This window comes from Reyranella sp. (assembly GCF_965279465.1).
Classification (GTDB): domain Bacteria; phylum Pseudomonadota; class Alphaproteobacteria; order Reyranellales; family Reyranellaceae; genus Reyranella.
The window spans coordinates 7,387,390-7,413,285 of the sequence record NZ_OZ257242.1; the positions used below are offsets into that span (position 1 = coordinate 7,387,390).

General features: G+C 65.2%; 25 protein-coding genes. 11 read left to right on the plus strand and 14 right to left on the minus strand.

Annotated features, from left to right (window positions below):
• Positions 1-9 precede the first annotated feature (9 nt).
• A complete protein-coding gene (locus ACQY8M_RS36025) occupies positions 10-843 on the minus strand; it encodes a GntR family transcriptional regulator (protein ID WP_428666925.1) in 834 nt (277 codons plus the stop codon).
• A gap of 135 nt (positions 844-978) precedes the next feature.
• Between ACQY8M_RS36025 and ACQY8M_RS36030 the strand changes: the two genes are divergently transcribed.
• The 6 genes from ACQY8M_RS36030 (at position 979) to ACQY8M_RS36055 (ending at position 7,292) form a co-directional block, all read left to right on the plus strand.
• On the plus strand, positions 979-1,866 hold the full coding sequence (locus ACQY8M_RS36030; RefSeq protein ID WP_428666927.1) for a TauD/TfdA dioxygenase family protein: 888 nt from the start codon (positions 979-981) through the stop codon (positions 1,864-1,866).
• 67 nt (positions 1,867-1,933) lie between these two features.
• Positions 1,934-2,899 (plus strand): Bug family tripartite tricarboxylate transporter substrate binding protein, encoded by a 966-nt coding sequence (locus ACQY8M_RS36035; RefSeq protein WP_428666930.1) that lies wholly within the window; start codon positions 1,934-1,936, stop codon positions 2,897-2,899.
• A 40-nt stretch (positions 2,900-2,939) separates the two neighbouring features.
• The gene (locus tag ACQY8M_RS36040) at positions 2,940-4,343 is read left to right on the plus strand and encodes an ABC transporter substrate-binding protein (RefSeq protein ID WP_428666933.1); all 1,404 of its coding nucleotides are present in this window, start codon (positions 2,940-2,942) and stop codon (positions 4,341-4,343) included.
• Between the two features lie 13 nt (positions 4,344-4,356).
• The gene (locus ACQY8M_RS36045) at positions 4,357-5,259 is read left to right on the plus strand and encodes a carbohydrate ABC transporter permease (protein ID WP_428666936.1); all 903 of its coding nucleotides are present in this window, start codon (positions 4,357-4,359) and stop codon (positions 5,257-5,259) included.
• The gene (locus ACQY8M_RS36050; protein ID WP_428666939.1) at positions 5,256-6,125 is read left to right on the plus strand and encodes a carbohydrate ABC transporter permease; all 870 of its coding nucleotides are present in this window, start codon (positions 5,256-5,258) and stop codon (positions 6,123-6,125) included. Before ACQY8M_RS36045 ends, ACQY8M_RS36050 begins: the two co-directional genes overlap by 4 nt.
• Positions 6,126-6,686: 561 nt before the next feature.
• Positions 6,687-7,292: a GNAT family N-acetyltransferase gene (locus ACQY8M_RS36055; protein WP_428666942.1), complete on the plus strand. Its 606-nt coding sequence runs from the start codon at positions 6,687-6,689 to the stop codon at positions 7,290-7,292.
• Between the two features lie 74 nt (positions 7,293-7,366).
• Here the strand turns inward: ACQY8M_RS36055 and ACQY8M_RS36060 are convergent, their stop codons facing one another.
• The gene (locus ACQY8M_RS36060) at positions 7,367-9,169 is read right to left on the minus strand and encodes an ABC-F family ATP-binding cassette domain-containing protein (protein ID WP_428666945.1); all 1,803 of its coding nucleotides are present in this window, start codon (positions 9,167-9,169) and stop codon (positions 7,367-7,369) included.
• A gap of 60 nt (positions 9,170-9,229) precedes the next feature.
• Here ACQY8M_RS36060 and ACQY8M_RS36065 point away from each other — a divergent pair, with 60 nt between their 5' ends.
• The gene (locus ACQY8M_RS36065; protein ID WP_428666948.1) at positions 9,230-10,168 is read left to right on the plus strand and encodes a hypothetical protein; all 939 of its coding nucleotides are present in this window, start codon (positions 9,230-9,232) and stop codon (positions 10,166-10,168) included.
• A gap of 10 nt (positions 10,169-10,178) precedes the next feature.
• Positions 10,179-10,514 (plus strand): DUF1491 family protein, encoded by a 336-nt coding sequence (locus tag ACQY8M_RS36070; RefSeq protein ID WP_428666951.1) that lies wholly within the window; start codon positions 10,179-10,181, stop codon positions 10,512-10,514.
• A gap of 39 nt (positions 10,515-10,553) precedes the next feature.
• Here ACQY8M_RS36070 and ACQY8M_RS36075 read toward each other — a convergent pair whose 3' ends face one another.
• The 3 genes from ACQY8M_RS36075 to ACQY8M_RS36085 form a co-directional block, all read right to left on the minus strand.
• Positions 10,554-11,468 (minus strand): peptidoglycan DD-metalloendopeptidase family protein, encoded by a 915-nt coding sequence (locus ACQY8M_RS36075; protein WP_428666954.1) that lies wholly within the window; start codon positions 11,466-11,468, stop codon positions 10,554-10,556.
• A gap of 68 nt (positions 11,469-11,536) precedes the next feature.
• Positions 11,537-12,172, minus strand: a complete 636-nt coding sequence (locus ACQY8M_RS36080; RefSeq protein ID WP_428666956.1) for an NrsF family protein — start codon at positions 12,170-12,172, stop codon at positions 11,537-11,539.
• Positions 12,169-12,717, minus strand: a complete 549-nt coding sequence (locus tag ACQY8M_RS36085; RefSeq protein WP_428666959.1) for a sigma-70 family RNA polymerase sigma factor — start codon at positions 12,715-12,717, stop codon at positions 12,169-12,171. Before ACQY8M_RS36085 ends, ACQY8M_RS36080 begins: the two co-directional genes overlap by 4 nt.
• A 160-nt stretch (positions 12,718-12,877) precedes the next feature.
• On the opposite strand from ACQY8M_RS36085, the gene ACQY8M_RS36090 reads away from it, so the two are divergent.
• From ACQY8M_RS36090 to ACQY8M_RS36100, 3 genes are all read left to right on the plus strand, one after another.
• On the plus strand, positions 12,878-13,111 hold the full coding sequence (locus ACQY8M_RS36090) for a hypothetical protein (RefSeq protein WP_428666962.1): 234 nt from the start codon (positions 12,878-12,880) through the stop codon (positions 13,109-13,111).
• Between the two features lie 66 nt (positions 13,112-13,177).
• Positions 13,178-13,654 carry a DoxX family protein gene (locus tag ACQY8M_RS36095; RefSeq protein ID WP_428666965.1) on the plus strand — a complete coding sequence of 159 codons (477 nt, stop codon included), beginning with the start codon at positions 13,178-13,180 and terminating at the stop codon, positions 13,652-13,654.
• A gap of 960 nt (positions 13,655-14,614) precedes the next feature.
• Positions 14,615-17,998: a M10 family metallopeptidase C-terminal domain-containing protein gene (locus tag ACQY8M_RS36100; protein ID WP_428666968.1), complete on the plus strand. Its 3,384-nt coding sequence runs from the start codon at positions 14,615-14,617 to the stop codon at positions 17,996-17,998.
• A gap of 380 nt (positions 17,999-18,378) precedes the next feature.
• Here ACQY8M_RS36100 and ACQY8M_RS36105 read toward each other — a convergent pair whose 3' ends face one another.
• The 9 genes from ACQY8M_RS36105 to nagZ form a co-directional block, all read right to left on the minus strand.
• Entirely contained in the window at positions 18,379-19,026 is a 648-nt protein-coding gene (locus ACQY8M_RS36105) for a protein-L-isoaspartate(D-aspartate) O-methyltransferase (RefSeq protein ID WP_428666971.1), read from the minus strand.
• A gap of 17 nt (positions 19,027-19,043) precedes the next feature.
• On the minus strand, positions 19,044-19,820 hold the full coding sequence (gene surE, locus ACQY8M_RS36110) for a 5'/3'-nucleotidase SurE (protein WP_428675585.1): 777 nt from the start codon (positions 19,818-19,820) through the stop codon (positions 19,044-19,046).
• 2 nt (positions 19,821-19,822) lie between these two features.
• The gene (gene serS, locus ACQY8M_RS36115; protein WP_428666974.1) at positions 19,823-21,112 is read right to left on the minus strand and encodes a serine--tRNA ligase; all 1,290 of its coding nucleotides are present in this window, start codon (positions 21,110-21,112) and stop codon (positions 19,823-19,825) included.
• Between the two features lie 2 nt (positions 21,113-21,114).
• Positions 21,115-21,891: a twin-arginine translocase subunit TatC gene (tatC, locus tag ACQY8M_RS36120; RefSeq protein ID WP_428666977.1), complete on the minus strand. Its 777-nt coding sequence runs from the start codon at positions 21,889-21,891 to the stop codon at positions 21,115-21,117.
• A 69-nt stretch (positions 21,892-21,960) separates the two neighbouring features.
• On the minus strand, positions 21,961-22,476 hold the full coding sequence (gene tatB / locus ACQY8M_RS36125) for a Sec-independent protein translocase protein TatB (RefSeq protein WP_428666980.1): 516 nt from the start codon (positions 22,474-22,476) through the stop codon (positions 21,961-21,963).
• A gap of 27 nt (positions 22,477-22,503) precedes the next feature.
• Positions 22,504-22,764, minus strand: coding sequence for a twin-arginine translocase TatA/TatE family subunit (locus tag ACQY8M_RS36130; RefSeq protein ID WP_428666983.1), 261 nt, complete (start codon positions 22,762-22,764; stop codon positions 22,504-22,506).
• Positions 22,765-22,849: 85 nt separating this feature from the next.
• Positions 22,850-23,977 (minus strand): SMC-Scp complex subunit ScpB, encoded by a 1,128-nt coding sequence (scpB, locus tag ACQY8M_RS36135; protein ID WP_428666985.1) that lies wholly within the window; start codon positions 23,975-23,977, stop codon positions 22,850-22,852.
• An 8-nt stretch (positions 23,978-23,985) separates the two neighbouring features.
• Positions 23,986-24,807 (minus strand): segregation and condensation protein A, encoded by an 822-nt coding sequence (locus tag ACQY8M_RS36140; protein ID WP_428666988.1) that lies wholly within the window; start codon positions 24,805-24,807, stop codon positions 23,986-23,988.
• Positions 24,808-24,862: 55 nt separating this feature from the next.
• Positions 24,863-25,885: a beta-N-acetylhexosaminidase gene (nagZ, locus tag ACQY8M_RS36145; RefSeq protein WP_428666991.1), complete on the minus strand. Its 1,023-nt coding sequence runs from the start codon at positions 25,883-25,885 to the stop codon at positions 24,863-24,865.
• Between the last annotated feature and the right edge of the window lie 11 nt (positions 25,886-25,896).

The window sequence follows — 25,896 nt, forward strand, 5'->3', positions numbered from 1 at the left end:
GCACGGCAATCAACCGGCACGGAGCAAGTTTCGCTTGCGCTGCCTTGGACGCGAGGGAGTGCGAGGCGCGTCCGGCTTCATGTCCGTCGCCGCCTGCAGAAGCTCCACGGGAAGCGCCTTGAGGCTCGGCAGGCTGCGCGCCAGGCACTCGATCTGTTCCGGGGAATCCAGCGGCAGCTGCGGAAGAATGACGGCGTCGCCGGACAGGATGTCCAGCTCGACCGCGCGCCGCACTTCGGCCGGCCGCCGCTTGCGCACGGCCTCGATGACATAGCTGTGGAAATGGAGCGGCACGCCGCGCTCGGGCGGGTGGGTGTCGAAGATGTGCCTGGTCGCGTCGGCAAAGATGTAGCGGTGATAAGGCCCCGTCCTGAGCCAGATGTTCTCGATCATGCCCAGCAGCGCGGGCAACGCCGCCGCCTCGTAGAGTCGAAAATGAAAGGTGCGGTTCTGGATCGTCGCCTGGCGCGGATCGCGCGCCCGCTTGGCGTCGTCCAACCGGACGTGGATCGCTTGCAACTCGTCGGCAAGTGCCCCTCCGGCCTGCCGGGCTGCCGCCTCGGCCGCGAGGCCCTCGAGGACGATACGTACCACGCGCAGCTCGAGGAACTGCGCGCGCGTGAGAATGGGCACGGTGATGGTGCGGCCAGGCCCTACGCTCAATACCCGCTCGGCCACGAGCTGAAGCAGGGCTTCGCGCACCGGCGTGACGCTGGCATTGAGACGCTGGGCAACGTCCCGGAAGGTCAGCCGTGCGCCCGGGGCGAGGTCGCCCAACACGATGGCGGAACGGACTTCACGCAGCACCTGGGTGGCTAGGCTGACGTGCTCGACATGCTGCATGGCGGGTTGAATCGCAGTTTGCATCCGGTGCCGCAAGGCGACTTGAAAAAGCGCGGCCCGTTTGACAGTGCGGACCGCCGGGCTTTAGCGTGTCATATGTTATAACAAGTTCGATCGCCGGAGGACGACAGCAAAGTGGCGCTCACCATCAAGCAGATCCATCCCGTGTTCGTCGGCGAGGTTTCCGGCGTGGACCTGACCAAACCGCTTAGCCGCGAGGACGCCGCCGCAATCGACGCGGGCATGAACCGGCATGCGGTGCTGGTCTTCCACGGCCAGAACGTCACCGATGCGCAGCAGATCGCCTTCTCGCGCAACTTCGGCGAGCTCGAGGTCAAGGCCCGGCCCGGCAACATCCGCAAGGCATCGGACAGCCGCCTGGGCGCGGGTATCGGCGATCTGTCCAACCTCGACAAGAACGGGAAGATCATTTCGGGCGACGACCGCCAGTGGTTCTTCAAGCTGGGTGACCGCCTCTGGCACTCCGACAGCTCGTACGCCGAGGTTCCCGCCAAGCATTCCCTCCTGTCGGCCCGGGTCGTCCCGTCGTGGGGTGGCAACACCGAGTTCGCGGACATGCGCGCGGCCTACGATGCACTGGACCAGAGGACCAAGGACGAGATCGAGGATCTGGTGTGCGAGCACTCCCTGATCCATTCACGCGCCTCCATCGGCTTCACCGACTTGACCCCGGAGGAGATCGCCAGCTTCCGGCCGGTCCGGCAGCGCCTCGTCCGCATCCATCCGGAGACCGGACGCAAGTCGCTGTTCCTGTCGGCCCATGCGGGCGCGATCGAGGGATGGACGGTACCCGAGGCGCGGTCCTTCCTGCGCGATCTGACCGAGCATGCGACGCAACGTGAATTCGTCCATGCGCACGTCTGGCAGCAGTATGATCTCGTCATCTGGGACAACCGGGCAACGATGCACCGTGCGCGCCGCTTCGACCGTAACGAGGTGCGCGACATGCGCCGCACGACCCTCGCTGGCGACGCTCCCACCATCGAGCAATTGGCGGCCTGAGCACCCCCTCGCCGGAAGACCAAGCAAGACAATATCGGCCTGGACCGGCGGGCCATTGGAGGAAATCATGTATCGCCGCAGCCTGCTCGCTGCCGCATTGGGTGCCGTGCCCGTCGCGGCCGCCTGGAGCCAGGATTACCCGTCGCGTCCTGTGCGCGTCATCGTCGGTTTTCCGCCGGGCGGCGGCACCGATCTGGTCGCGCGGCCGATGGCGCAAGGCATCCAGGCACCGCTGGGGCAAACGGTCGTGGTCGACAACAAGGGCGGCGCCAACGGCAGCGTAGGCCTGGAGGCCGTCGCCAAGAGCGCGCCCGACGGCTACACGCTCGGCCACGTGAACAGCAGCGTCGTGCTGACCAATCCGCTGCTCTATCGCAACCTGACCGTCAACGTGGAGCGCGACCTCGCGCCGATCTGCACCGTCGCGGACTCCGCGGTCGTCCTCGCGGTGCCGGCGGACCTGCCGGCCAAGGATCTGCGCGAGTTCGTGGCGCTGGCCAAGAGCAAGCCGCAAGAGCTCCATTTTGGTTCGGGTGGATTGGGCAGCGTCGATCACCTCAGCTTCGAAGTCCTGCGCCGCCAGACCGGTGTCGACTTCATGCACGTGCCGTATCGCGGCGGCGGCCCGGCGCTGAACGACATGCTCGGCGGGCGCATCCAGCTGATGATCTCGGGCTACGGCATGTACAAGGGACAGGTCGATGCCGGCCGGTTGCGCATCATCGCCATCCTCGGCCGCACGCGCCATCCGGCCCTTCCCGACGTGCCCACGGCGATCGAGCAGGGATGGCCCGACCTCGTCGTCATGTCGTGGCAGGGCATCATGGCGCCCGCCAACACGCCCGTTCCCGTCCTCGAGAAGCTCGAAGGCGCCTATCGCCAGGCGCTGGCCGTTCCCGAGACATCGAAGCTGCTCGAGAGCCTCGGCTACTTTCCGTCTTTCCGCGGACGACGCGAGATGGCGACACTGATCCGCGAAGAAACCGCCAAATGGACGGCAATCATTGGAGAGCTGAACATCCGTCTCGACTGAAAAGGTTCGCAAAGAACCGCCTTACAAGGGAGAGAAGCGCATGCGCATGCAACGTCGGTGGATCAATCGCCTTTTACTGTCCTCGCCCTTTGCGATGGGTGGCGCGCTCGCCGCGCGGGCACAGGACGACGCAGCCCTCGCCTACTATCGCGAGGCCAAGATCAACTGGAAGCAGGCCGACGGCCAGTCGCTCACCATCGGGCTGAACAAGCACCCGTTCACCGAATCGCTGCTGCCGCTCATTCCCGAGTTCAGGCGGCTGACGGGCATCAATGTCGAGTACCTGATCCTGCCCGAGGCGGAATATTTCACCAAGCTGGTCGCCGATCTGTCGCAGCAGCGCGGCGAGTTCTCGGTCATCATGACCGGCCCGATGCGGAACTGGCAGTACGTGCCGCCGGACTGGATCCTGCCGCTCGACGGCTTCCTCAACAATGCCAAGCTGACCGACCAGAGCTGGTTCAAGCTCGACGACTTCTATCCGGCGCTGATCAAGGCCAACCGGTGGGACGGCAAGACGGGCGGCGGCGTCGGCGAGGGCCCGCTCTATTCGATTCCGGTGCTGGCGGAAACCTACATCCTCGCCTACCGCAAGGACCTCTTCGATCAGTACAACATCAAGGTGCCGACGACGATCGAGGAGATGGCCGAGGCGGCGGCGCTGGTGAAGAAGAATGCCGGCATTCCCGGCATCGTCGCTCGCGGCACACCGAGCGTGGCGAGCATGGGCACCGGCTTCCTCAGCGGCCTCAAGTCCTATACCGACGGCCAGTGGAGCGAGTTCGACGGCAAGCTGAACGCCAACTTCCACGATCCGCGCTCGGTCAAGTACACCGAGACCTGGATCAACATGGTGCGCGATAGCGGTCCACCGAACTGGGCCAACATGCAGTGGTACGATGCCATGGAAGCTTTCACGGCCGGCCAAGCGGGCATGATCGCCGACGCGGACTTCTTCGCGGCCAACTACGAGGATCCCAAGAAATCAAAGGTCGCCGGCAAGGTCGGATACGCCCTGATCCCGGCCGGTCCGGGCGGCAAGACCTACTCGGGCCTCTGGACGTGGGCGCTGGGGATCAGCAAGGCGACCCGGAACAAGGAAGCAGCGTGGCTGTTCGTGCAGTGGGCAACCGCGCAGCGCACCCTGCTCAACGCCACGCTCGGCTATCGCAACTACAATCCGTCGCGCATGTCGATCACCAACGACCCGAAGGTCCAGGAGATCATGGGGTCGTGGGGCAACGGCAGCTACCTCAAGGTCCTCGCGAAGAATCTCGAGACTGCGCGGGTGGCCTGGACGCCCCAGCCCGAGCGCACGCGGCTCGGCGACATCTGGGCGCGCGCGCTGCACGAGATCTACTTCAAGCGCCTGTCGGCCGCCGACGCGCTCAAGAAGGCGAGCGTCGAGGTCGACAAGGTGCTCAAGGAAGCCGGCATCAAGTAGCGGCGTCGAGACCGTGAACACCGCGCAAGGGCGCCGGCACTGGCGGCAGGAGAAGTTCCTGCCGTACCTGCTGCTGGCGCCAGCCCTGGTCCTGCTCGCCGGGATGATCTACCCGTTCGCGCTCGGATTCTATTACAGCTTTACCAGCTACTGGCTGCAGTATCCCAACCGGTTCCGCTTCGTCTGGTTCGACAACTATGTCAGCCTGGTGACCGAGCCGCTGTTCCTGAGCTCGCTCGAGTTCACCCTCGCCTTCACTTTGGCGGCGGTCGTGATCCAGGTTGGCCTCGGCCTCGCCATCGCGCTGTTCCTGCACGGCCGCATCCCGGGACGCGGCGCGATCCGCGCGCTGATGCTGCTGCCATTGATGATGCCGCCGGTGATCACGGCGCTGATGTGGAAGATCATGATGGCCTCGACCAACGCCGGCATCCTGAACCACATGCTGTCGTTCGTCGGCGTCGGTCCGATCAACTGGTTCGGCTCCACCGAAGGCGCGGTCGCCTCGATCCTCATCATCGACACCTGGGGCAACCTGCCGTTCGTCGCCCTGATCCTGCTGGGCGGGCTGCAGGCCCTGCCGAACGAACCGTACGAGGCCGCAAGGGTCGACGGCGCCGGCGCCTTCGCGGTCCTGCGCTACGTCACCCTGCCGCTGCTCAGCCCATTCATTGTGCTGGTCGTGCTGTTCCGGACGATGGACTCCCTCCGGATCTTCGACGTGATCTACGCGACGACGCTGGGCGGTCCCAATGATGCGACCACCAACCTGCACATCATGGCGTACCAGTATTCCTTCCAGTGGTTCCAGATGGGCAAGGGCATGGCCCAGGCGATCGTCCTGCTCCTGCTGGTCGTCATCTGCAGCTACCTGCTGATGCGGCTCTGGAACCGGGCGTCCGAGAGCACCCAATGAGCGCGCAAGGTGCCTCCCATCAACGCTACGTCCGAAACGTCGTCATCGCAGTAGCCGCCGCGGTGCTGCTGTTCTGGACCGTCTTTCCGTTCTTCTGGATTCTCCTGACGTCGCTCAAGGGCCCGGGAGACATGCTCTCCGTGCCGCCGAAGTTCGTGTTCACGCCGACCTTCGACAATTATGCGGCGCTGGTGATCGGCGAGCAGCGCGGACAGTATTCCTCGACGCGGCCCGACTTTCCCCTGTTCTTCCTCAACAGCATCATCATTTCCGTCGGCGCGGTGGCGCTGTCGATCGTGGCCGGCATTCCCGCCGCCTACGCCCTGGCGCGCTTCGACTTCCCGATGAAGAACGGCCTCGCCTTCGTGCTGATGAGCTTCCGCTTCGTGCCGTTCATCGCCTTCGTGATCCCGCTCTACCTGCTCTACCAGCGGCTCGGCCTGTACAACACGCATGCCGGGCTGATCTTCGCCTATCAGCTCATCACGCTACCGTTCACGATCTGGATGCTGCGCAGCTTCTTCCAGGAGATCCCTCTGGAGATCCAGGAGGCGGCCAAGATCGACGGCTGCTCGTGGTTCGGCGTCCTCACCAAGGTCATCCTGCCGCTCAGCATGCCGGGCATCTCGGTCACGGTGATCCTGGGTTTCATCTTCTGCTGGAACGCGTTCAACTATCCGCTGATGCTCGCCGGCCGCCAGACCTTCCCGGTGACGGTCGGCGCCATCCAGTTCATTTCCTATGAGCAGGTCTTGTGGGGCCAAATGGCCGCCGCGACGATCGTCGCCGCCTTGCCCCAGCTGGTGCTCAGCCTGATGGTGCAGAAGTACATCGTGCGCGGCCTGACGATGGGCGCGGTGAAATAGGCCCAGACACGACAAAGCCGCCCGTAGGCGGCTTTGTGCCAACGTCCGTCGACCCCCTTATGGGCAGCGATGCGCCAGTTCAGGAACGATCCCGGTGGCGGTTACTGCGAAGGTCGTCGGCGTTGCGATGATGAACTTCACGTAATCACCTCCTTTCAAAATTGATGGGATCTCAGCCTCGCACGGCGGTCGCGTACGGTAAATCTCCCGCCAGCAGGAATAGAGCGAAACCGGCGGCCGTGTGGCCAAAACGCCACTACCGATACCGCCTGAATATACACATCCCGTGTATATTCGAAGCCTACGCGAAGACCGTCGCCAGGCATGTCCCTTGCTTTCGGCCTATGCACCGGGAGAGTGACGCCGGGATTCGTTTCTGGAGGCCATTGATGCGTCGGCTCCCGATCGTTCTCGCCGCGGCGACCGCCACCTGCGTGGGCCCCGGTATGCTGTCGCGTACCGCTCACCGCCGGCGTTCCTGCGGGCGGCGCCGGCTATTGCCCGTAACTCTGGACTGAAGGAAGCGACATGGCCGGCACTTGACCACCGCGACGCATGTCGATGATCCGGCCGTTCCGCTCCGACGATCTCGACGCGCTGTACCGCATTTCGCTCGCGACCGGCCATGCGGGAGGCGATGCTTCGCACCTCTACGCCGATCCCAGGCTGATGGGGCACATCTACGCGGCGCCCTATGCCCTGCTCGAACCGCGGCTGGCGCTTGTCGTGGAAGACGGCGACGGCGTGGCCGGCTTTGCCGTCGGCACGACCGATACGATGGCGTGGGAACGGAGGCTCGAACGGAATTGGTGGCCTGCGCTCCGCGAGCGCTACGCCCTCCCCGCCGAGGCTGACGCCGCGAGATGGACGCCAGACCAGCGACGGGCGTTCGCGATTCACCGCCCTGCGCTCACGCCTCCCGCTGTCGCCCGGCCATACCCGGCACACCTCCATCTGAATCTTCTGCCTCGCCTCCACGGGCGGGGCGTCGGCACCAGCCTCTTCGACCGTTGGACAAGCGTGGCAAGCACCCGAGGCGCAAAGGCCCTGCATGTCGCCGTCAACCGGGCCAATATTGGAGCGGCCAAGTTCTGGAGGAAGATGGGGTTCGTCGATCTGGCTCTCGGACTGCCGGAAGGGCGTACGCTCTGGCTCGGCCGACCGTGACAACAACCCCGGCTGGGTGCAGTCAGTCGACGCACAGCTTCCGGCGTTCGTCCGCTCATGCCGGACAGGCAACCTCAGCCGTCCAGCTCTTCCCGCAGCATCTCGAGCTCCAGCCATTCGGTCTCGGCGGCGTCCAGCTCGGATTGAGCGGCGCCAAGGCGCCTGGTCTTGGCCTGGAAATCGGCGGCGTTGCGGCGATAGAGGTCGGGGTCGGCAAGCACCGCTTGCAGCCGCGCCATCTCGGCCTGCAGCGCCTCGATCTTCTTCGGCAGCTCGGCGAGCGCGCGTTCACGCTTGTAACCCAGCCGCGCCTTGGTTTCGCGTGCCGGCGCGGCGGCCTTCTCCTTGCGTGGCGCAACCGGAGCGGCGGCCGGCGCCTCGCGCGGGCCGCGCTGGATCAGGTAGTCGCTGTAGCCGCCGGCATATTCGGTCGCCGTGCCATCGCCCTCGAGCGCGATGGTCGAGGTCACCAGCCGGTCGAGGAAGTCGCGGTCGTGGCTGACCAGCAGGACGGTGCCGTCGAACTCGGCCAACGCCTCCTGCAGGAGGTCGAGCGTGTCGGCGTCGAGGTCGTTGGTCGGCTCGTCGAGCACCAGCATGTTGGACGGCGCGGCCAGCGCCTTGGCCAGCAGCAGGCGGTTGCGCTCGCCGCCCGACAGGGTGCGGACGGGCTGGCGCGCCTGTTCGTCCTTGAAGAGATACTCGCGCAGATAGGTCATGACGTGGCGCGGCGTGCCGCGCACCAGCACGTGATCGTTGCGATCGGCCAGGATCTCCCACGGCGTCTTGTCGGGATCGAGCGCGGTGCGGCGCTGGTCGATCACGACCGGCATCAGATTGGCGCCGAGCTTCACCGAGCCGGTGTCGGGTTCGAGCTCGCCGATCAGCATCTTGAGCAGCGTGGTCTTGCCCGCCCCGTTGGGGCCGATCAGGCCAACGCGATCCTTGCGGAAGATGCGCGCCGAGAAATCGCGCACGATCGTCCGGTCGCCGAAGCTCTTGGAGATGTTGCGCGCGGTGATCGCGAGCGAGCCCGATTGCTCCGCCTGCGCGACCTCGATAGTGGCGCGACCGGTCGGGCCGATCTGCTGGCGGCGCTGCCTGCGGAGGTCACCGAGCGCGCGCAGCCGCCCCTCGTTGCGCGTGCGGCGGGCGCGGATGCTCTTGCCCGCCCATTCGGTCTCGCGCTCGATCAGCCGGTCGAGCTTGTGCCGCTCGGTCGCCTCACGTTCGAGAATGCCGGTCGACCACTCCTCGAAGGCGTCATAGCCCTTGTCGAGCCGGCGCACGATGCCGCGATCGAGCCACAGCACGGCGCGCGTGAGGGTCGACAGGAAGCGCCGGTCGTGGCTCACCAGGACATAGGCGCCCTTCCAGCTCGACAGCGTCGCTTCCAGCCATTCGATGGTCGGCAGGTCGAGATGGTTGGTCGGCTCGTCGAGCAGCATGACGTCGGGCTCGGCGACCAGCGCGCGCGCGAGCGCAGCACGGCGCGCCTCGCCGCCTGACAGCCCCGCCGGCTCGCGCGCGCCGTCGAGCTTGATGTCGGACAGCAAGGCCTCGACGCGATAGTCGGAGGGGCCGAGCGAATCGGTGAGGGCAGACGCGACGTAGTGCGCCACCGTCGCATGGCCGATGAAGTCCGGCTCCTGCGGCAGGGTGGCGATCGTGGCGCCGGGTTGTGCGAAGCGCGTCCCGCCGTCGAAGATCGGCTGGCCTTCCAGGATGCGCAGCAGGGTGGACTTGCCCGCGCCGTTCCGCCCGACCAGCGACAGCCGCTCGCCCGGCGCGATCGAGAGATCGACGCCGTCGAGGATGGTCTGGTCGCCGAGATGGAAACGAATCCCGGCAAGGGTCAGGAGGGGCGGATCGGCCATAGGTACTCGGACTGCGAGCGGCGTGTTTGGCCGAAGCTGTCCACATGGGCAAGGATAACTATGCGCTATGCTGAGCGCATGCTGCAGGTCGTGGGGGATTCCGAGGAGATTGGTGGGGCAATTGCGCGTCTTCGCGAGGCTTTGAAGGGTGTTCCTGCGCGCGGCGTGCGGTTGACGTGGCGCGGCGGCGAGTTGCGCACGGCCATCCATTGGGCGAGGGACGATGCCTTCTGGTGGGCCATCGAGCCGCGCACCGATCGCGACACACTGCTTCTGGGCCACGCGCCCGATGCGCCAGGCAAGCGCGAGAGCATCACCTGCAGCCTCAATCTCGCGCGCAACGGAGCCAGCCGAAAGACCGCCGGCATCATCGCCGCCGACGTTGAGGGCAGGCTTTATCTCGCCCACTCGGGACGCATGGGCGGCGCGCGGCCCGGCCAGCGCGCCTCTCACTTCCGCGATTTCCTCGCCGACGGCGTGTGGCGGAAGATCGAATGGCCGGACGGCCACAAGACTGTGGCGCTGATCGTCGCCCCGCTCGACAGCCCGCGCCTGATGCGCCTGCTCGGCCGCTTCGTCGAGTCGGTGAATCGCTTCAAGGCGGGTGATCCTCCGGCGCGCCGGGCCGCCCATTGCCTGCAACCCTCGGCCCGCGATTCGGCGACGGCCGCCTGCGACCGGCGGCTGGTCGACGTGGCGCTGCACGAGGAGCTTGCCAAGCGCGGCCTGTTCGGCGGCGCGCCCGATCTCTTCTCGTTGCGGGGCGAGCGGCCGCGCCCGCTGTTCGCCCTGGTGGCCGGCGGCCGGCCCGACGAGCTGGCGCGCGCCGTCAAGTCGTTGTCGCGCGCCTCGGCACGGCGAAGCACCGCCGTGCGGCCGATCCTCGTCGCCCCTGAACGATGCGAGACCGCCCTGGATTCGCTGCCTTTCGCCTGCGTGCGCTACACATGGCGCGGCGCGCGGGCCGTCTTCGACGGCCTCGACGACGCGCTGGCATGAGGGGCCGCACATGGCGATGGGATTGACCACGGGTCTTTGGGTGAGCGCTCAGGTCCGGCTTTGCGATATCGCCTTCATTCCGGCGACGGTCGTGCGCCGCGGCGATCCGGACGCCGGCACGGTGCTGCTGAAGCTCAACCGCTTCGAGGAAGGAGTGACGGTCTACACCCAGGCCAGCACCATGACCGACACGCCGGCGTGGAGCCGCGGCACCGGCCCCAAGCCCGTCACCGAAGCCGAGGCGGACGCCTATATCGAACGGCAGGTGAAATACGATCCCGACGTCTGGGTCCTCGAGATCGAGGACCGCCGGGGCCAGTACAAGATGGACGGAAAGATCGTGTAGTCGTTGGAGCGCGCTACCCTGGTGGTGCTCCCGGCAGGATCACTGACCCGGCAATACCGATACCGGATCGATAGTCTTGGCGCCGCCGCGGCGGACCTCGAAATGCAGGCGCGGGCTGGCCGCACCGCCGCTCGCCCCGGCGCGCGCGATGGTCTGGCCCTTCTTTATCTCGTCGCCCTTCTTCACCAGCAGCGCTTCGTTGTTGCCGTAAGCGGTGATGTAGCCGCCCGAATGCTCGATCAGCAGCAGGTTGCCGAGATGGGGCACGCCGTCGCCAGCATAGACGACCTTTCCGCCATCCGCCGCCTTGACCGGCGCACCGGTGTCGGCGGCGATGTCGATGCCGTCGCTCTTCTGGCCGCCGCCGGTCGACCCGTAGGGCGTGATGATCTTGCCACGCAACGGCCACTGGAACCGCGGTGTCGCGCTCGGTGGCCGTGCGGACGCAGCGGCGGGCGGGCTGAGCGGGGTCGGCTGGCCGGCGGCGGGCGGTGCTGGCGCCGCATAGGCAGCCTTGGATTCCAGCGTGCCGGGCGGAGGCGGCAGGGCCTCGCGCTTGACCGGACCGGGACCGCCCGACGGAGCGGCCGCCATGGTCGCGGTGGTATCGGCCGGAGCCGACGGCGGCACATACCTCGCGCCCGGGACCTCCAGTGTTTGGCCCGGCTGCAGGGCATACGGCGGCTGCAGCTTGTTGCGGTCGACGATACTCTGCCTGGTGACGCCATAGCGGTTGGCGATGCCGTCGACCGTGTCTTTCTGCTTCACGACATAGGTCGGGACGGCATTGGGTCCAGCCGCCGAACCGGGATACTCCATGGTACCCTCACGGGCGCCATACATGACGTTGTCCACGGAGGTACAGGCGCCGAGCACAGCCGACAGCGTCGCCGTTATTGCCAACGATCGCGACCAGCCGGCCCATCGCGAGGGGATGCGAGGGGCGGTTTTCATCGATACACTCTACTACATCATGATTCCGGCGGGAATCCGGCGGGGTGCGATTTCTTCGCAGCCGCACCTCACCAGCGCAACAGCCGGCGACCGATGAGGGCGCCCACCAGCACGATCGGAATCGCTGCCAGACTATACCACGTCACGACGAACAGCGGCGAATCGTCGAAGCAGTGAAAGGCATAGAGCATCGCGCCCAAAGCCGCGGCCAGAAGGCCGGCGGCGGCACCCGCGAGAGCAGGCGATGCCGCCGCGCCACGCCGCAGGACCGTGAGCACGGCGACGAGCGGCGCGATCGACAGCACCGGGATCGCCGACAGGCAGACCATCGAGTTGGTGCCGACAAGGCGCGTGCCCCAGGTCGCCCTGGGAACGACGGCAAGTTCTAACGCGACCGCCCCTATCGCCAGCACGGCGAGCGCCAACAAGCGCCACGCCGGACGGCGGGACGCGTCGGGACGCGCGCATTCGCGGCACAAGCCAAAGGCCAGGATCAGAGCCAGCACGACCATCCCGATCTTGAGATCGAAGCGCCAGGTCGCGAGCGCCGGGCCGATGTCCGCGCGCACACCGAGATCGATGAGGAAGAGCACGAGCGACGCCGCGCCGCCGAGCGCAATGCCCAGTGCGAGCACAAGGGAGATCGGCTTGCGGCGTGCCGCACGATCGGCGACCAGGGCTTCGACCAGTTGTTCGGTCTTCATGAGCGGTCTCGTCGATAGACGGCGGCGAGGGCTTTGAGGGCGCGGTGAAGCGTCACGCGCACCGCGCCTTCGGTCATGCCCAGCCCCCGGGCGACGTCGGCGGCACGCTGGCCTTCGAGGGAAATCTCCTGCACGATCCGCCTCTGGCGCTCCGGCAGGCTCGCAAGCATCTGGCGGGAATCCAGGGGCGACGCGGGGTCGACTTCGACCGCGAGCTCGGGCGCGTCGGCGTGATCGTCGATATCGACATGATCCGTGAAGCCCCGCCGCCGCAGGTGATCGGCGAGCTTGTGGCGGGCGATGGCGCGCAGCCAGGGGGCGATCGGCCGCGCCTCGTCCCAGGTATCGCGCTTCAGATGCATCGCCAGCAATGTCTCCTGCACGATATCCTCGCAATCGGCCGCGCCGCGCCCGGCCGAGACCAGCCCCCTCCGCACCACGATGCGAAGCCACACCGTCACCTCGCCAAGCAGCCGACGATAGGCCTCGTCGTCTCCCTGCCGTGCCGATCGCATCAATGCCGAGAGATCGTTCAGGTCGGCCAACGAAGTTGCTCTTTCACGTATTCGTGTACAGCGGGGCGAACATTACAGGCGTGCTTCACGCCGACGCGAAAAAAGTTCTCCACGCACTGTAACGGCCCGGCCGTTCGCCGCGAAAGACCTGGTACGGGCGCAGGTGCCCGGTCAATCAGGAGAGACGTCCATGAACAAGCGCAACTTCCTCGTCACCGCCGCGTCGGTCTTCGCCGCCACGACCTTCGTGACCGCCGCTCATGCGGCTCCCGTCCATTGTGGCGGCACGAACGCCTGCAAGGGACAGAGCGCCTGCAAGGGCGCGAGCAATGCCTGCAAGGGTCAGAATGCCTGCAAGGGTCAGGGCTTCACCGAGGCCAAAGACGGCGCGGAGTGCACCGCCAAGGGCGGCAAGGTGATGTAATCGGCGGCGGGCGTCCCGGCGCACGGCCACGGACGCCCGCATTCCCTCACGCTCCACGGTGCTCCAATGACTCTCTTCGCGACGGTCTTCTACGATTGGTCCCGCATCGTCGCCGGCTATTTCAGCTGGGCGGGTCCACTCGCCGTTCGCATCGTCGTCGGCTGGGTTTTCCTGTGGACTGGCTGGCAGAAGCTGCATTTCCTGCCGCGCATGATCGAGAATTTCCGCTCGTGGGGAATCCCCGCGCCGGAGATCCTTACACCGTTCGCGTCGGGCATGGAATTCGTCGGCGGCGTGATGCTTCTCCTCGGCCTGCTGACGCGCTTCGTCTCGGTGCCGATGATGATCATCATGATCGTCGCCATCGTCTCGGCGAAATGGAGCGACGTCGATTCGCTGCAGACCCTGCTCGGCTTCGAGGAGGTCTCCTACTTCGTGATGTTCGCCTGGCTCGGCATCGCCGGCCCCGGCCCGGTCTCGCTCGACCATTTCATCCTCAAAGCGCTGCGCCCCGACCGGCCGCCGTCGGACTACGGCGCGTAATCTCCAAGCTTCCCACCCCTCTCGTCGCGGTCGGATCCCCACATCTTTGACAGCGCTACGGGTAGGACGAGGTGCTGATCTCCCAGTAGGCCAACAACTACCAAGCGGAAACCATTGGCTCCCAGGTTCTTTCCCTCCGCCACTGCCTCCCGAGCGGACATTCTCTCGCGGCCCGGCGAAGGCCTCGAAAGCCCAATATGGTCTCTACAACCTCAAGCCGCGCCACTTCAGGGCTGTCCTTAGGCCTGCCATAAGGACAATCTCTTAGCCCACTACTCAAACCCTACAAGGCGGCCTTCGCCGAAAGGGTTACCTCTTTCGAACATTGACCAAAATATAGCTCCTCGCACCAAAAGGCTGTAGCCTTGTCGTGCGGATAATAATGAGGTATCCCACGAACGGAAGGGTATGGCTCGCCGGGTGCCTGTCTGCGTCCGCGTCGCAATTTCCATCGAGAGCCCAAACGGCGTTGCCAAAGGAAGGCGACGTTACCGCAACAAGCGTCTCCCACTACACGATCAAAGCCATCGCAATGGGTCAGACAATTTTAACGGCGGTGCGGGCGATGATGTCCTCAATGGGGATACTAGCGGTGACACCTTGTCCGGCGGTCTGGGCGATGAACTCATACGCGTTTTGCAAGCTAACGGCACAATAAGAGCGGCCCTGATCTCGTCACCGATTTCGACGACGCCGGAAACGACACCATAGATTTCTCGGTCTTCGCTGAAACATTCAAAGTTGTTCCGGCAATGCTGCGTGGGAAAGTCCGCATCACCGATACGGCAGGACGTGTTGGTGGAAGCCAATCTCTCAGGCACATCCAACTCCAACCCCGAGTTAGTGATCCGGTTGACCGACACCACGCCCGCCAACTACTTTACCGTGTAGTTGCGTCAGGTAGCGTTATCCCTACGACCGGAGTGGAATAGAAAGCCACCCTTCAGAAGGATTACTACCATGCCGTTAGGTGGACCAACCGACTACAACACCTTTGACGAACAACTCCGTAGAGGCTTTTGGAACTGGTCTGACCCTGCTGGATTTCCCGGTGCCCGTTTTTGGCCCAACTTCAACTCGGGCAATCCTACGGTCATCACCTACAATCTCGACGGCCTGCCCGCCGGAGCCGCACGCACGCTGGCGGAGTTGGCCTTCCACGCTTGGGAAGAGGTAGCCAACATTGATTTCGTCTTCGTCAGCAACCCCGCACAGGTCAATTTTAGTTCCAATACGGGGGAAGTAAGTCGGTGTGATACTACCCTGTTTTACGATGCCTTGACCAACCAGAACTGGATCACAGGTGCCCGGATCAACATCCAGCCCGGTTTCAACGGAAATCCGAGCGATGGTATCAATAGCACGTACTTCTACACGCTGATCCATGAAATCGGACATGCGATAGGTCTGGGACATGGTGGCAACTACGACGGCGGGAACATCAATTCCTACTACAACACCAACCAGACCCTCTTTGCCAATGACACTTGGCAGTACACCATCATGTCCTACAACGACCAATCCCAATACGATGGTGGATCGGCAACGACGCCAATCAATCCAGCGATGGTGGACATTCTTTCAGCCCAGCGGATATATGGAGTGCCCACGAACAATCCTGGAGACACCATTTACGGGAGCGGTGCCACTCCCGGACTCGTCTACAACTTTGCGACGCTAGGTGGTGTCTCTTCGTTCACCATCTTCGATTCGGGTGGGAACGACGCCCTTAGTGGCTCCACCTTCAGTAACAACCAAACCATCGACTTGCGTCCAGGCACTTGGTCCTCGATTGGGGGTCGTGTCCATAACATCGGCATCTATCTCACCACGCAGATTGAGAACGCAGCCGGTGGAAGCGGTGGTGATACCCTGAGAGGCAACGACGTTGCTAACCGCCTCATCGGCAATGACGGCAACGACATCCTCAATGGAGGTCTCGGTGCCGACATACTGGATGGCGGCGATGGCTTCGATACGGCCACGTACATCAATTCTGCTTCCGGCGTAAATGCTTTCCTCAACGCGCCGCAGATAAACAACGGCGGCGACGCTGCCGGAGACTCATTCAACTCGATCGAGAACCTGATAGGTTCGGCGTTCAACGACATCCTTTCCGGCAATGCCGGGGACAACACGTTGAATGGTGGGATTGGCCATGATTTCATCAACGGCACCGGCGGCAACGATATTTTGATCGGCGGTCTGGGCAACGACTTCTTGGGAAGCGGAGTCGGACGCGATGCCATGTTTGGCAACAGCGGAAGAGATACCGCGACTTACGAATTGGGCGGCGCGGTAACGGTCGATCTCCTCAACCCGAATCAGAACACCGGCGAAGCGGTCGGCGACACTTACAGCTCGATCGAAAATCTCCGCGGCTCCGGCCTCGATGACACTCTTCGCGGCAATGACGGTGTCAACGATATCCATGGCTTTGGCGGCTCCGACCGACTATTTGGACGCGGTGGTAACGACGTCCTTACGGCGTTCGGTGGCACGGACTACCTCGACGGCGGGATCGGTGCCGATCGCATGACGGGTGGCGGCGGCGACGACAGGTACGTCGTCGACAACGTGCTTGATGAGATTTTCGAAGCCGCAGGTGAGGGGGTCGACCGCGTAGATGCAAGTGTCACCCATATCCTTTCTGCCAACGTCGACATCCTCACCCTGACCGGCACCGCGGCCATCGGCGGCACCGGCAATGGCCTGAATAACACGATCGTCGGGAATGCCGGCAACAACCGCCTTTCCGGAGGCACGGGCGCCGACAGGATGGAAGGCGGCGAGGGAAACGACACCTATGTGGTAGAGAATGCCGGCGACCAGGCCGTCGAGGCCAACGGCAACGGCACCGATACGGTCGAGTCTTCGGTCAGCTTCAGCCTGAGCGGTCAGTTCATCGAGAAGCTCATACTCACCGGTTCCGGCAACCTGAACGGCACCGGCAATACGCTCGCCAATACCCTGGCCGGCAATGCCGGCAGAAACGCCCTCAACGGTGGTGCGGGCGCGGACACGATGGCGGGCGGCGCCGGCAGCGACACCTACACGGTCGACAATGCCGGCGACGTCGTGATCGAGAATGACGGTGAAGGAACGGACCGGGTCAACAGTTCCGTCAGCTTCAACCTGACCGGCCAGTACATCGAATTGCTGACCCTGATGGGCAGCGGCGACATCAACGGCGCCGGCAACTCGCTCGCCAACACCCTCACCGGCAACGCCGGCAACAATGTCCTCAATGGCAAGACGGGTGCGGACACGATGGCCGGAGGCGACGGCAACGACACCTACATTGTTGACAATGCCGGCGACACCGTGGTCGAGAACAGCGACGGAGGAACCGACCGGGTCGACAGCTCCGTCAGCTTCGACCTGACCGGCCAGTACATCGAACAGCTGACCCTGACGGGCAGCGCCAACATCGACGGCACCGGCAACTCGCTCGCCAACATCCTCACCGGCAACGCCGGCAGCAACGTCCTCGACGGCAGGACGGGCGCGGACACGATGGCGGGCGGCGACGGCAACGACACCTACATCGTCAACAGTACCGGCGATCTCGTGGTCGAGAACAGCGGCGGAGGAACCGACCGGGTCGACAGCTCCGTCAGCTTCGACCTGACCGGCCAGTACATCGAACGGCTGACCTTGACCGGCAGCGGCAACATCAACGGCACCGGCAACTCGCTCGCCAACACCCTCACCGGCAACGCCGGCAACAACGTCCTCGACGGCAGGACGGGCGCGGACACGATGACGGGCGGCGCCGGCAACGACACCTACACGGTCGACAATGACGGCGACGTCGTGTTCGAGAACGACGGCGGAGGAACGGACCGGGTCAACAGCTCCGTCGGCTTCGACTTGACCGGCCAGTACATCGAACGGCTGACCCTGACGGGCAGCGGCAATATCAACGGCACCGGCAACTCGCTCGCCAACACCCTCATCGGCAACGCCGGCAACAACATCCTCGACGGCAGGGCAGGCTCGGACACGCTGACCGGCGGGCTCGGCGCCGATACATTCGTTTTCAGGGACGTCCTCGGCGCATCTAACGTCGACACGGTCATCGACTTCAACGTCGCGGCGGACACGATCCGGCTCGACCGGACGGTCTTCGGCGCCATCGCGGGAACCGGAACGCTGAGCCTTGCCCAGTTCGCCGCCAATGCCAGCGGCACGGCGCAGGATGCCAGCGACCGTATCATCTACGAAACCGATACCGGCAAGCTGTTCTACGACAGCAACGGCAACGTCGCCGGCGGCGCAGCACAGTTCGCTACCCTCTCCTCCGGGCTTGTATTGACCAACGCGGACTTCAATATTGTCTAGTTGGTATCAACGGACGCTGCCGAGCTTGGCTGGTTCGGTCGGGTGCCTCACAGCGTGACGCTGAAGGAGCGAGCCCGACAGTTGGTGAAGAGGAAGCAGGCTCGGCCGGCTCGCCGACGACGAGAAGCCAATGCTCCGTTGGTCCATTTTCTCGCCGCGATTTGCATCGGTCACAAGCGCGGCACCCAGGTGAGCGCGACTGCTGGGAATCTATGGCACCAGCTACTTAGCACCGAGTTCGACGCGTCGGGCCGCATACTCGAGCGCATCGAGTCCGGCGACCGGGGTCGACGTCCTCACCTCGGGGACGCCCGCAAGCTACGACCGCTATCTCGACGCCATCGTCGACGGCCGCATCGAGCTTGAGACGGAAGGAACCTTCAGCCCTGCCCCAGCACCGGCAGCGCGCCGGGGACCAGCGGCACGAAGCGCACTGGCATCAAGGTGTCGCGCTGCAGCCCGCTCTCGCTCTTGACGATGCGCTCGACCACCTGGGCGGTCGGATCACGCCCGACCGGCACGACCAGGATGCCGCCCACGGCAAGCTGGTCGATCAGCGCCTGCGGCCGCTCCTCGGCGGCGGCCGTCACGATGATGCGGTCGAACGGCGCCTGGGCCGGCCAACCCTTGCTGCCGTCACCGACATCGCACACCACATTATAGATGCCGAGGTTGAGCAGCAGGCGCTCGGCCTCCTTCGAGAGCGGCTTGAAGCGCTCGATCGAATAGACCCGGCGCGCCAGCTTGGCGAGCACCGCGGCCTGGTAGCCCGAGCCGGTGCCGATCTCGAGCACCTTCATGCGCGGGCCGACCCGCAGCGCCTCGGTCATCGCCGCGACCACCAGCGGTTGGCTGATGGTCTGGCCGAACGAGATCGGCAGGGCGGTGTTCTCCCAGGCACGCTCGGCGAACGGCGCCGACACGAAACGCTCGCGGTCGACCGCGGCGATCGCTGCCAGCACGGCCTCGTCGGCAATGCCCGACTGCCGGAGCTCGGCGATCAGGCGCTGCATGGCGAGACCGTTCATCGTGCGCGCCCGCCTGCTCAGGCCGACTCGAATTGCGCCATGAGCTTGCGGCGCGTCGCCTCGTGGGTGAGGTCGAGATGCAGCGGCGTCACCGAAATCCAGCCGTGACGGACGGCGAAAAGGTCGCTTTCCTCGTCGACCTCGTGCTCGCCCGGCGAATAGCCGATCCAGTAGTAGGCGCCGCCGCGTGGATCGGTGCGCTCGATGATGGTGCCGCCGAAGCCGCGCACGCCCTGGCGCGTCACCCGGATGCCCTTGACCGAAGCCGTGACCACGTCGGGAAAGTTCACGTTGACGAAGATGTTGCGCGGCCAATCCATTGCCAGGACACGCCGCGCCACATCGGCGCCATACGCCGTCGCCGTGCCCCATTTCACCGGATGCGGATGGGTATAGGCCTGGCTGAAGGCGATCGACGGGATGCCGAGCAGGCAGCCTTCCATCGCGCCGGCGATGGTGCCGGAATAGGTCACGTCGTCGGCCATGTTGGTGCCGCGGTTCACGCCCGACAGGACGATATCCGGCTTGCGGCCCTTCAGCAGGTGCTTGACCGCGAACAGCACGCAGTCGGTGGGCGTGCCCTCGATGGCGAACTTGGTCTCGTTCACCTCGCGGGCGCGGATCGGCTTCGAGATCGACAGCGAATGGCCCGCGCCACTCTGGTTGAATTCCGGCGCCACCACCCAGACGTCGCTCGACAGCTGGGTCGCGATCTCGACCAGCGCCTCCAGCCCCGGCGCATGGATGCCATCGTCATTCGTGACGAGGATACGGGTACGCGAGAGCTCGGGGATCTTCACTTCGCCTTCACCGGTCCGGGGATCGTCTCAAGCCCGCCCATGTAGGGGCGCAGCGCTTCAGGCACGGTCACCGAGCCGTCCTCGTTCTGATAGTTCTCCAGCACCGCGACCAGGGTGCGGCCGACGGCGAGGCCCGAGCCGTTGAGCGTATGCACGAAGCGCGTCCCCTTACCTTCTTTCGGCCGGAAGCGCGCACCCATGCGGCGGGCCTGGTACTCGCCGCAGTTGGAGCAGCTCGAGATCTCGCGATAGGCATTCTGGCCGGGCAGCCAGACCTCGATGTCGAAAGTCTTGCGCGAGGCCGGTCCCATGTCGCCGCCGCACAGGATGATGGTGCGGAACGGCAGGCCGAGGCGCTTCAGCACTTCTTCCGCGCGTCCGGTCATGCGCTTATGTTCTTCGTCGGACAGCTCGGGCGTGGTGATCGAGACCAGCTCGACCTTGGGGAACTGGTGCTGGCGGATCATGCCGCGCGTGTCCTTGCCGGCGGCGCCCGCCTCGGAGCGGAAGCACGGCGTCCAGGCAGTGTAGCGCAGCGGCAGCGCCTTCTCGTCCAGCACCGTGTCGTTCACTAGGTTGGTGAGCGGCACTTCGGCGGTCGGGATCAGCCAGAAGCCGTTGTCGGTATGGAACATGTCCTCGGCGAATCTCGGCAGCTGGCCGACCCCGTAGGCCGCGTTGTCGCGCACCAGGAACGGCGGGTTGACCTCGGTGTAGCCGCCCTCCTCCGACGTGTGCAGGTCGAGCATGAACTGCGCGATGGCGCGCTCGAGCTTGGCGAGCCTGCCCTTGAGCACGACGAAGCGCGCGCCGGACATTTTGCTGGCGGCGGCGAAGTCCATCTCGCCGGTCGCCTCGCCCAGCGCGACATGATCCTTGGGTGGGAAGGCGAAGTTGCGCTGGCTGCCGACCCGGCGGATCTCGACATTGCCGGTCTCGTCGGTGCCATCCGGCACGTCGTCGAACGGCAGGTTGGGCAGCACTTCGAGCCGGCGGGTCAGCTCGGCATCGAGCTCGGCCGCCAGGGCCTCGCCTTTCTTCAGCGACTCTTCGAGCGCCGCGACCTCGGCCATCAGCGCATCGGCCGGCTCGCCCTTGCGCTTGGCGATGCCGATCTGCTGGCTGAGCGCCTTGCGCCTGCTCTGGATGCTCTCGCTCTCCGAGATCGCCGCACGCCGGCGCTTGTCGATCTCGAGCAGCTCGGCCGACAGCGGCGCCAGGTTGCGCTTCTTGAGGCCGGCATCGAAGGCGGCAGGGTTCTCGCGAATGAATCGTATGTCGTGCATGGCTAGCTGCCGGCGGCTTCGTCGGCCTTCTTTTCCTCTTGCTCGCGCTTCTTCTCGATCCACGAGCCGACGATGATGCTGATCTCGTAGAAGAGGAGCAGCGGAACGGCCAGCGCGATCTGGCTCACCACGTCGGGCGGGGCCAGGACCGCCGCGATCACGAAGCAGATCACGATGGCGTAGCGCCGCTTGGATCGCAGGCCTTCGGAGCTGGTGATGCCGACCTTGATCAGCAGGATCAGCAGCACCGGCATCTCGAAGGCGAAGCCGAAGGCGAACACCAGCTGCAGGATGCGCTCGAGATAATCCGACGAGCGCAGGGTCTTCTCGATGTCGGGCGGCGCGTACTGCGTAAGCATGAAATTGATCACGTACGGCAGCACGACGTAATACATGATCGCGCAGCCGGCATAGAACATGAACGGCGTGGCCACCAGGAACGGCAGGAAGGCGCGCTTCTCCTGCCGATAGAGCCCGGGCGCCACGAACAGCCAGATCTGCACCGCGATCAACGGGAAGCCCACGATCAGCGACACGAAGGCCGACAGCTTCACCGTGACGAAGAAGAACTCGAAGATGTCGAGGACGACGACTTTGTAGCCGTCGGCCAGCGCCGGCTGGATCAGGAACGAGAAGATCGGCTTGGCGAAGTAGAAGGTGACGAAGAAAACCGCGAAGAAACTGACTAGCGCCCAGATCAGCCGTTTGCGCAGCTCGATCAGGTGATCGAGCAGCGGCATCGGCTTGTCGTCTTCGGGTCCGTCGTGCGCTTGGGTCAAGGCAATCTTCGCGTCCGTGAGTGGCGCGTTATGCCGCCCTTTGGCCGGCAATTCAAAGCGCTAATTCGCCTACTCGGCTGCTGCCTTGGCAGGTTTGTGCTCGATCGACGGTTCGACCGGCGCCTCGACCGGCTTTTCGATTGCCGCCGGTGGCCCTTCTGCCGTCACGGCGGGTGCAGCCTCCGGCACGTCCGCCGGTTCGGCCGCGATCTGCGGTGCCGGCGCGCCGACCTGCGGCGCTGACTCCGGTTCGGCCAACGGATTATCGAAGGTCGACTTGGCCTCGGCCCAGGCCTTGTCGCCCTCGGCCATGCCTTCCTGTATGTGCTGCTTGATCTGCTTGGTCGGATCGAGCGACTGCAGGTCCAAGCCGCCGGCTGAACCCTCGAGCTGCTTCTTCACCTCGTCCAGCTCGGACTGGCGCACCATCTCGTCGACATGGCCGCGGAACTCCGACGCCATGCCGCGCATCTGGGACATCCACTTGCCCCAGGAGCGCAGCAGATTCGGCAGTTCCTTGGGGCCGATGACGACGAGCGCCACGACCGCGATCACCAGCAGTTCAGGACTGTCGATGCCGAACATGTATCACCGAAGCCTGAAGCGCTGCCTTCAGACCTTGGCGGTGTTGTCCTGGTGCGCCTGGCTCGGCGACGAGGTGGTGGTCTGGGCCGCGATCGGCTTGGCCGAATCGCCAGGCTGACCCGCCTGCACCGTATCCTTGTCGGTGCCGTCGCCCGAGACGCCCTTCTTGAAGGCCGACAGGCCCTTGCCGAAGTCGCCCATCAGGGACGAGATCTTGTTCTTGCCGCCAAATAGTAGCAGCACGACGGCCAGCACGATCAGCCAGTGCCATACGCTGAAGCTACCCATGTGATTGCTCCTGAAAAACCATTGCGATCGCTATGCCCGATTATGGCATCCGGCACAAACACCCGGCAACCTGCCGATCAAGGCGTTATTGCGGCCCGGTGGCGCGGCCAGTGCCTTTCTCTTCTGCCTCCAGCGGCTCGACGGCTTCATCTTCCGTCGGTTCAAGCGGCAGATCGGGCTCCTCTGGACGGAATATGGGGGGTTGGGCGCGCGGGTCCAAGAGGCCGGCTGCCCGCATTTCCTCGTGTCCCGGCAAATCGTCGAGAGACGATAGGCCGAAATGCTCCAGGAAAAAGTCGGTCGTTCCCCAAGTCACGGGCTTACCCGGCGCGCGGCGGCGCCCCATCGGCTTGATCCAGTTCTGCTCGAACAAGAGGTCGAGCGTACCTTTGCTCAAGCCGACTCCGCGCACCTGCTCGATCTCGGCCCGCGTCACGGGCTGGTGAAAGGCGATGATCGCCAGCGTCTCGACCGAGGCACGCGACAGTTTGCGCGTTACCGGCCGTTCGATCTTGAGCTTCTCGGAAAGATCAGGCGCCGTGCGGAAAGCGTAGCCGCCGGCCACCTTCACCAGATTGATACCGCGATTGGCATAGAGTTCGGCGAGGTCGGCCAGCAGACGCGGCAGGTCGGCGTCGTTGGGCAGGCGCTCGGCCAGCTCCTTCTCGTCGAGTGCCTGGGTGCCGGCGAAGAGCAGTGCCTCCAGCAGGCGCAGATGCTGGACGTGGTCGGACGACATCGCATCCGTGACCTGCGATGGGGGCGCGGCAGCGGCAATGGTGAGCATTTCCACCGCCTCGGCAACGACTACCTCGACCTCTTTCTCTTGCCTGCCCTCTCGGGAAGCGTCGGAACCATCGGTTACCTCCGGCGCCGGCTCGGTAAGCGCGGGCGGTTCTACCGCCTGGCCGGCGACGTCCTTGAGTTCCTTTTCTTCCTCGTCCTTTTCGGAGTCAGCAGAATCGTCTTCATCTTCGTCGTCGTCGTCATCAGAATCGTCATCATCCGACCCGTCGTCGTCCGGCCCGTCGTCGTCATCCTCATCGTCGTCGTCCTCATCGTCGTCCTCGGCGTCTTCCGAATCGTCCGGCGACGAATCGTCTTCCGCGTCCTCGACCTCGGACTTCTCCTTCGCAGCCGAGAGCTCGTCCACGGCCGGGACGGCCACCGGCTCTTCGACACCTTCGGCGGGAGGGAGTTCTTCTGCAGACATGATTGACGTCACCGCGGTTCGGTACGTTTGCGCAAGTGGATGGGACCGAAACGCTCGGTCTGGCGCAGCTCGATCTGGCCGTCCTTGGCCAACTGCAGCCCCGCCACGAAGGTAGAGGCGATGGCCGAGCGACGCTTCGTCGGATCGGTCAGGCCGGCCGGCAGGAACGCCTCCAGGATCTGCCAGTCGATGGCGATACCAAGCATGCGGCCCAGCCGTTCCGCCGCCTCCTCGACCGAGAAGAATTGCATCGGCGCGATCTGATAGGTGTCAGCGTCCTTGGGCCGGACTTGATGGCCGTAGGCCTGCAGAAGGTCGTAAAGCTTCACGTCCCAGACGGCGCGGCGCACCACGACGACGCCCTCGGGTTGGCCGCGGGCAAAGATGTCCTTGCCGAGCTGCGGACGGGCCATCAGGCGCGCGCCCGCCTCCTGCATGGCTTCGAGGCGGCGCAGCTGCCATTGCAGTGCGTCGGCCATCTCCTGCCCCGACGGCTCCTCTCCGGCCGGCGGCTCGGGCAGCAGCAGGCGCGACTTGAGGTACGCGAGCCATGCCGCCATCACGAGATAGTCGGCCGCAAGCTCGAGCCGTATCCGGCGCGCTTGGGCGATATACGTCAGATACTGGTCGACCAGCGCGACCATCGAGATGCGGCGCAGATCGACCTTCTGGTCGCGAGCAAGCGCCAACAGCAGGTCGAGCGGACCTTCGAAGCCTTCGAGATTGACGATCAGCTCGCCCTCGCCCGGCGCGATCACGTCGGGCCCGCTCGACGCAAACGTGTCGGCGCTGAAGCCGTCATTGGGAAGAGGCGTGGCGGGTTCGCTCATGCAGGTTTGGTGTAGTCCAGCCGGAGCGCCTGCCGCCACTGGATTTGACCCCGCCTTATCCCCATTCCGGGATCAGCGCGGACAGCTTTTGCCCGGAATCGGCCAAGTCGGCCTTGGCCAGCGGGGCGCGATGCCGCGCCAGATAGCGCCGGCCGGCCTCGAACCGGTGGCGGGCGGCGGCCGTCATCGGACCGGCATTTGCCGCGACATCGTGCATTTCCGCCATCCGGCCGTTGCAGTGCAGGGCGATGTCGCAGCCCGCCGCCAGCGCGCGGGCCGCTCGCTCGCCCAGGGTGCCGCCCAGCGCCTGCATCGAAAGATCGTCCGACAAGAGCAGGCCGTCGAAACCGATGTGGCCGCGCACGATATCTCTCACGCCCCCTGCCGAAACCGTGAATGCGGCAGCCGGGTCGATCGCCTCGTAGAGCACGTGCGCCGTCATTCCCCATGGCAGGTCGGCCAGGAACTTGAAGGGCACGAAATCGGTGCGCTCCAGCGTTTCGCGCGAGACGCCGACCCGCGGCAGCGTGTTGTGCGAGTCCACCGTGGCGCGGCCGTGGCCGGGCATGTGCTTGATCACCGGCATCACGCCCTCGGCCAGCAGGCCTTCGGCGGCGGCACGGCCCAAGGCCGCGACGGCTTCGGGCTGGCTCGCATAGGCGCGGTCGCCGATCGCCGCGTGGGTTTCGGGAAAGGCGATATCGAGCACCGGCAGGCAATCGACGTCGCAGCCGATCGAGGCCACGTCCGCCGCCAGCAGGCGCGAATTCAGCCGGGTCGCCTCCAGCCCACGCTCCGGATCGCGCGCATAGAGCTCGCCCAGCAGGCGGGCCGGCGGCGCCTTGCGCCAATGCGGAGGCCGCAGCCGCGCGACCCGACCGCCCTCCTGGTCGATCAACACCGGCGCCTCGGCGCGCGCCACGCAGGAGCGCAGGTCCTCGGTCAGCCGGCGGGCCTGGTCGGGAGTCTCGACGTTGCGGGCGAAGAGAATGAACCCCAGCGGATCGGCATCCCGAAAGAACGCACGCTCCTCTGCCGACAAGGCGGTTCCGGCGCAACCGAAGATCGCCGCCTTCATCGGAGCGCGCC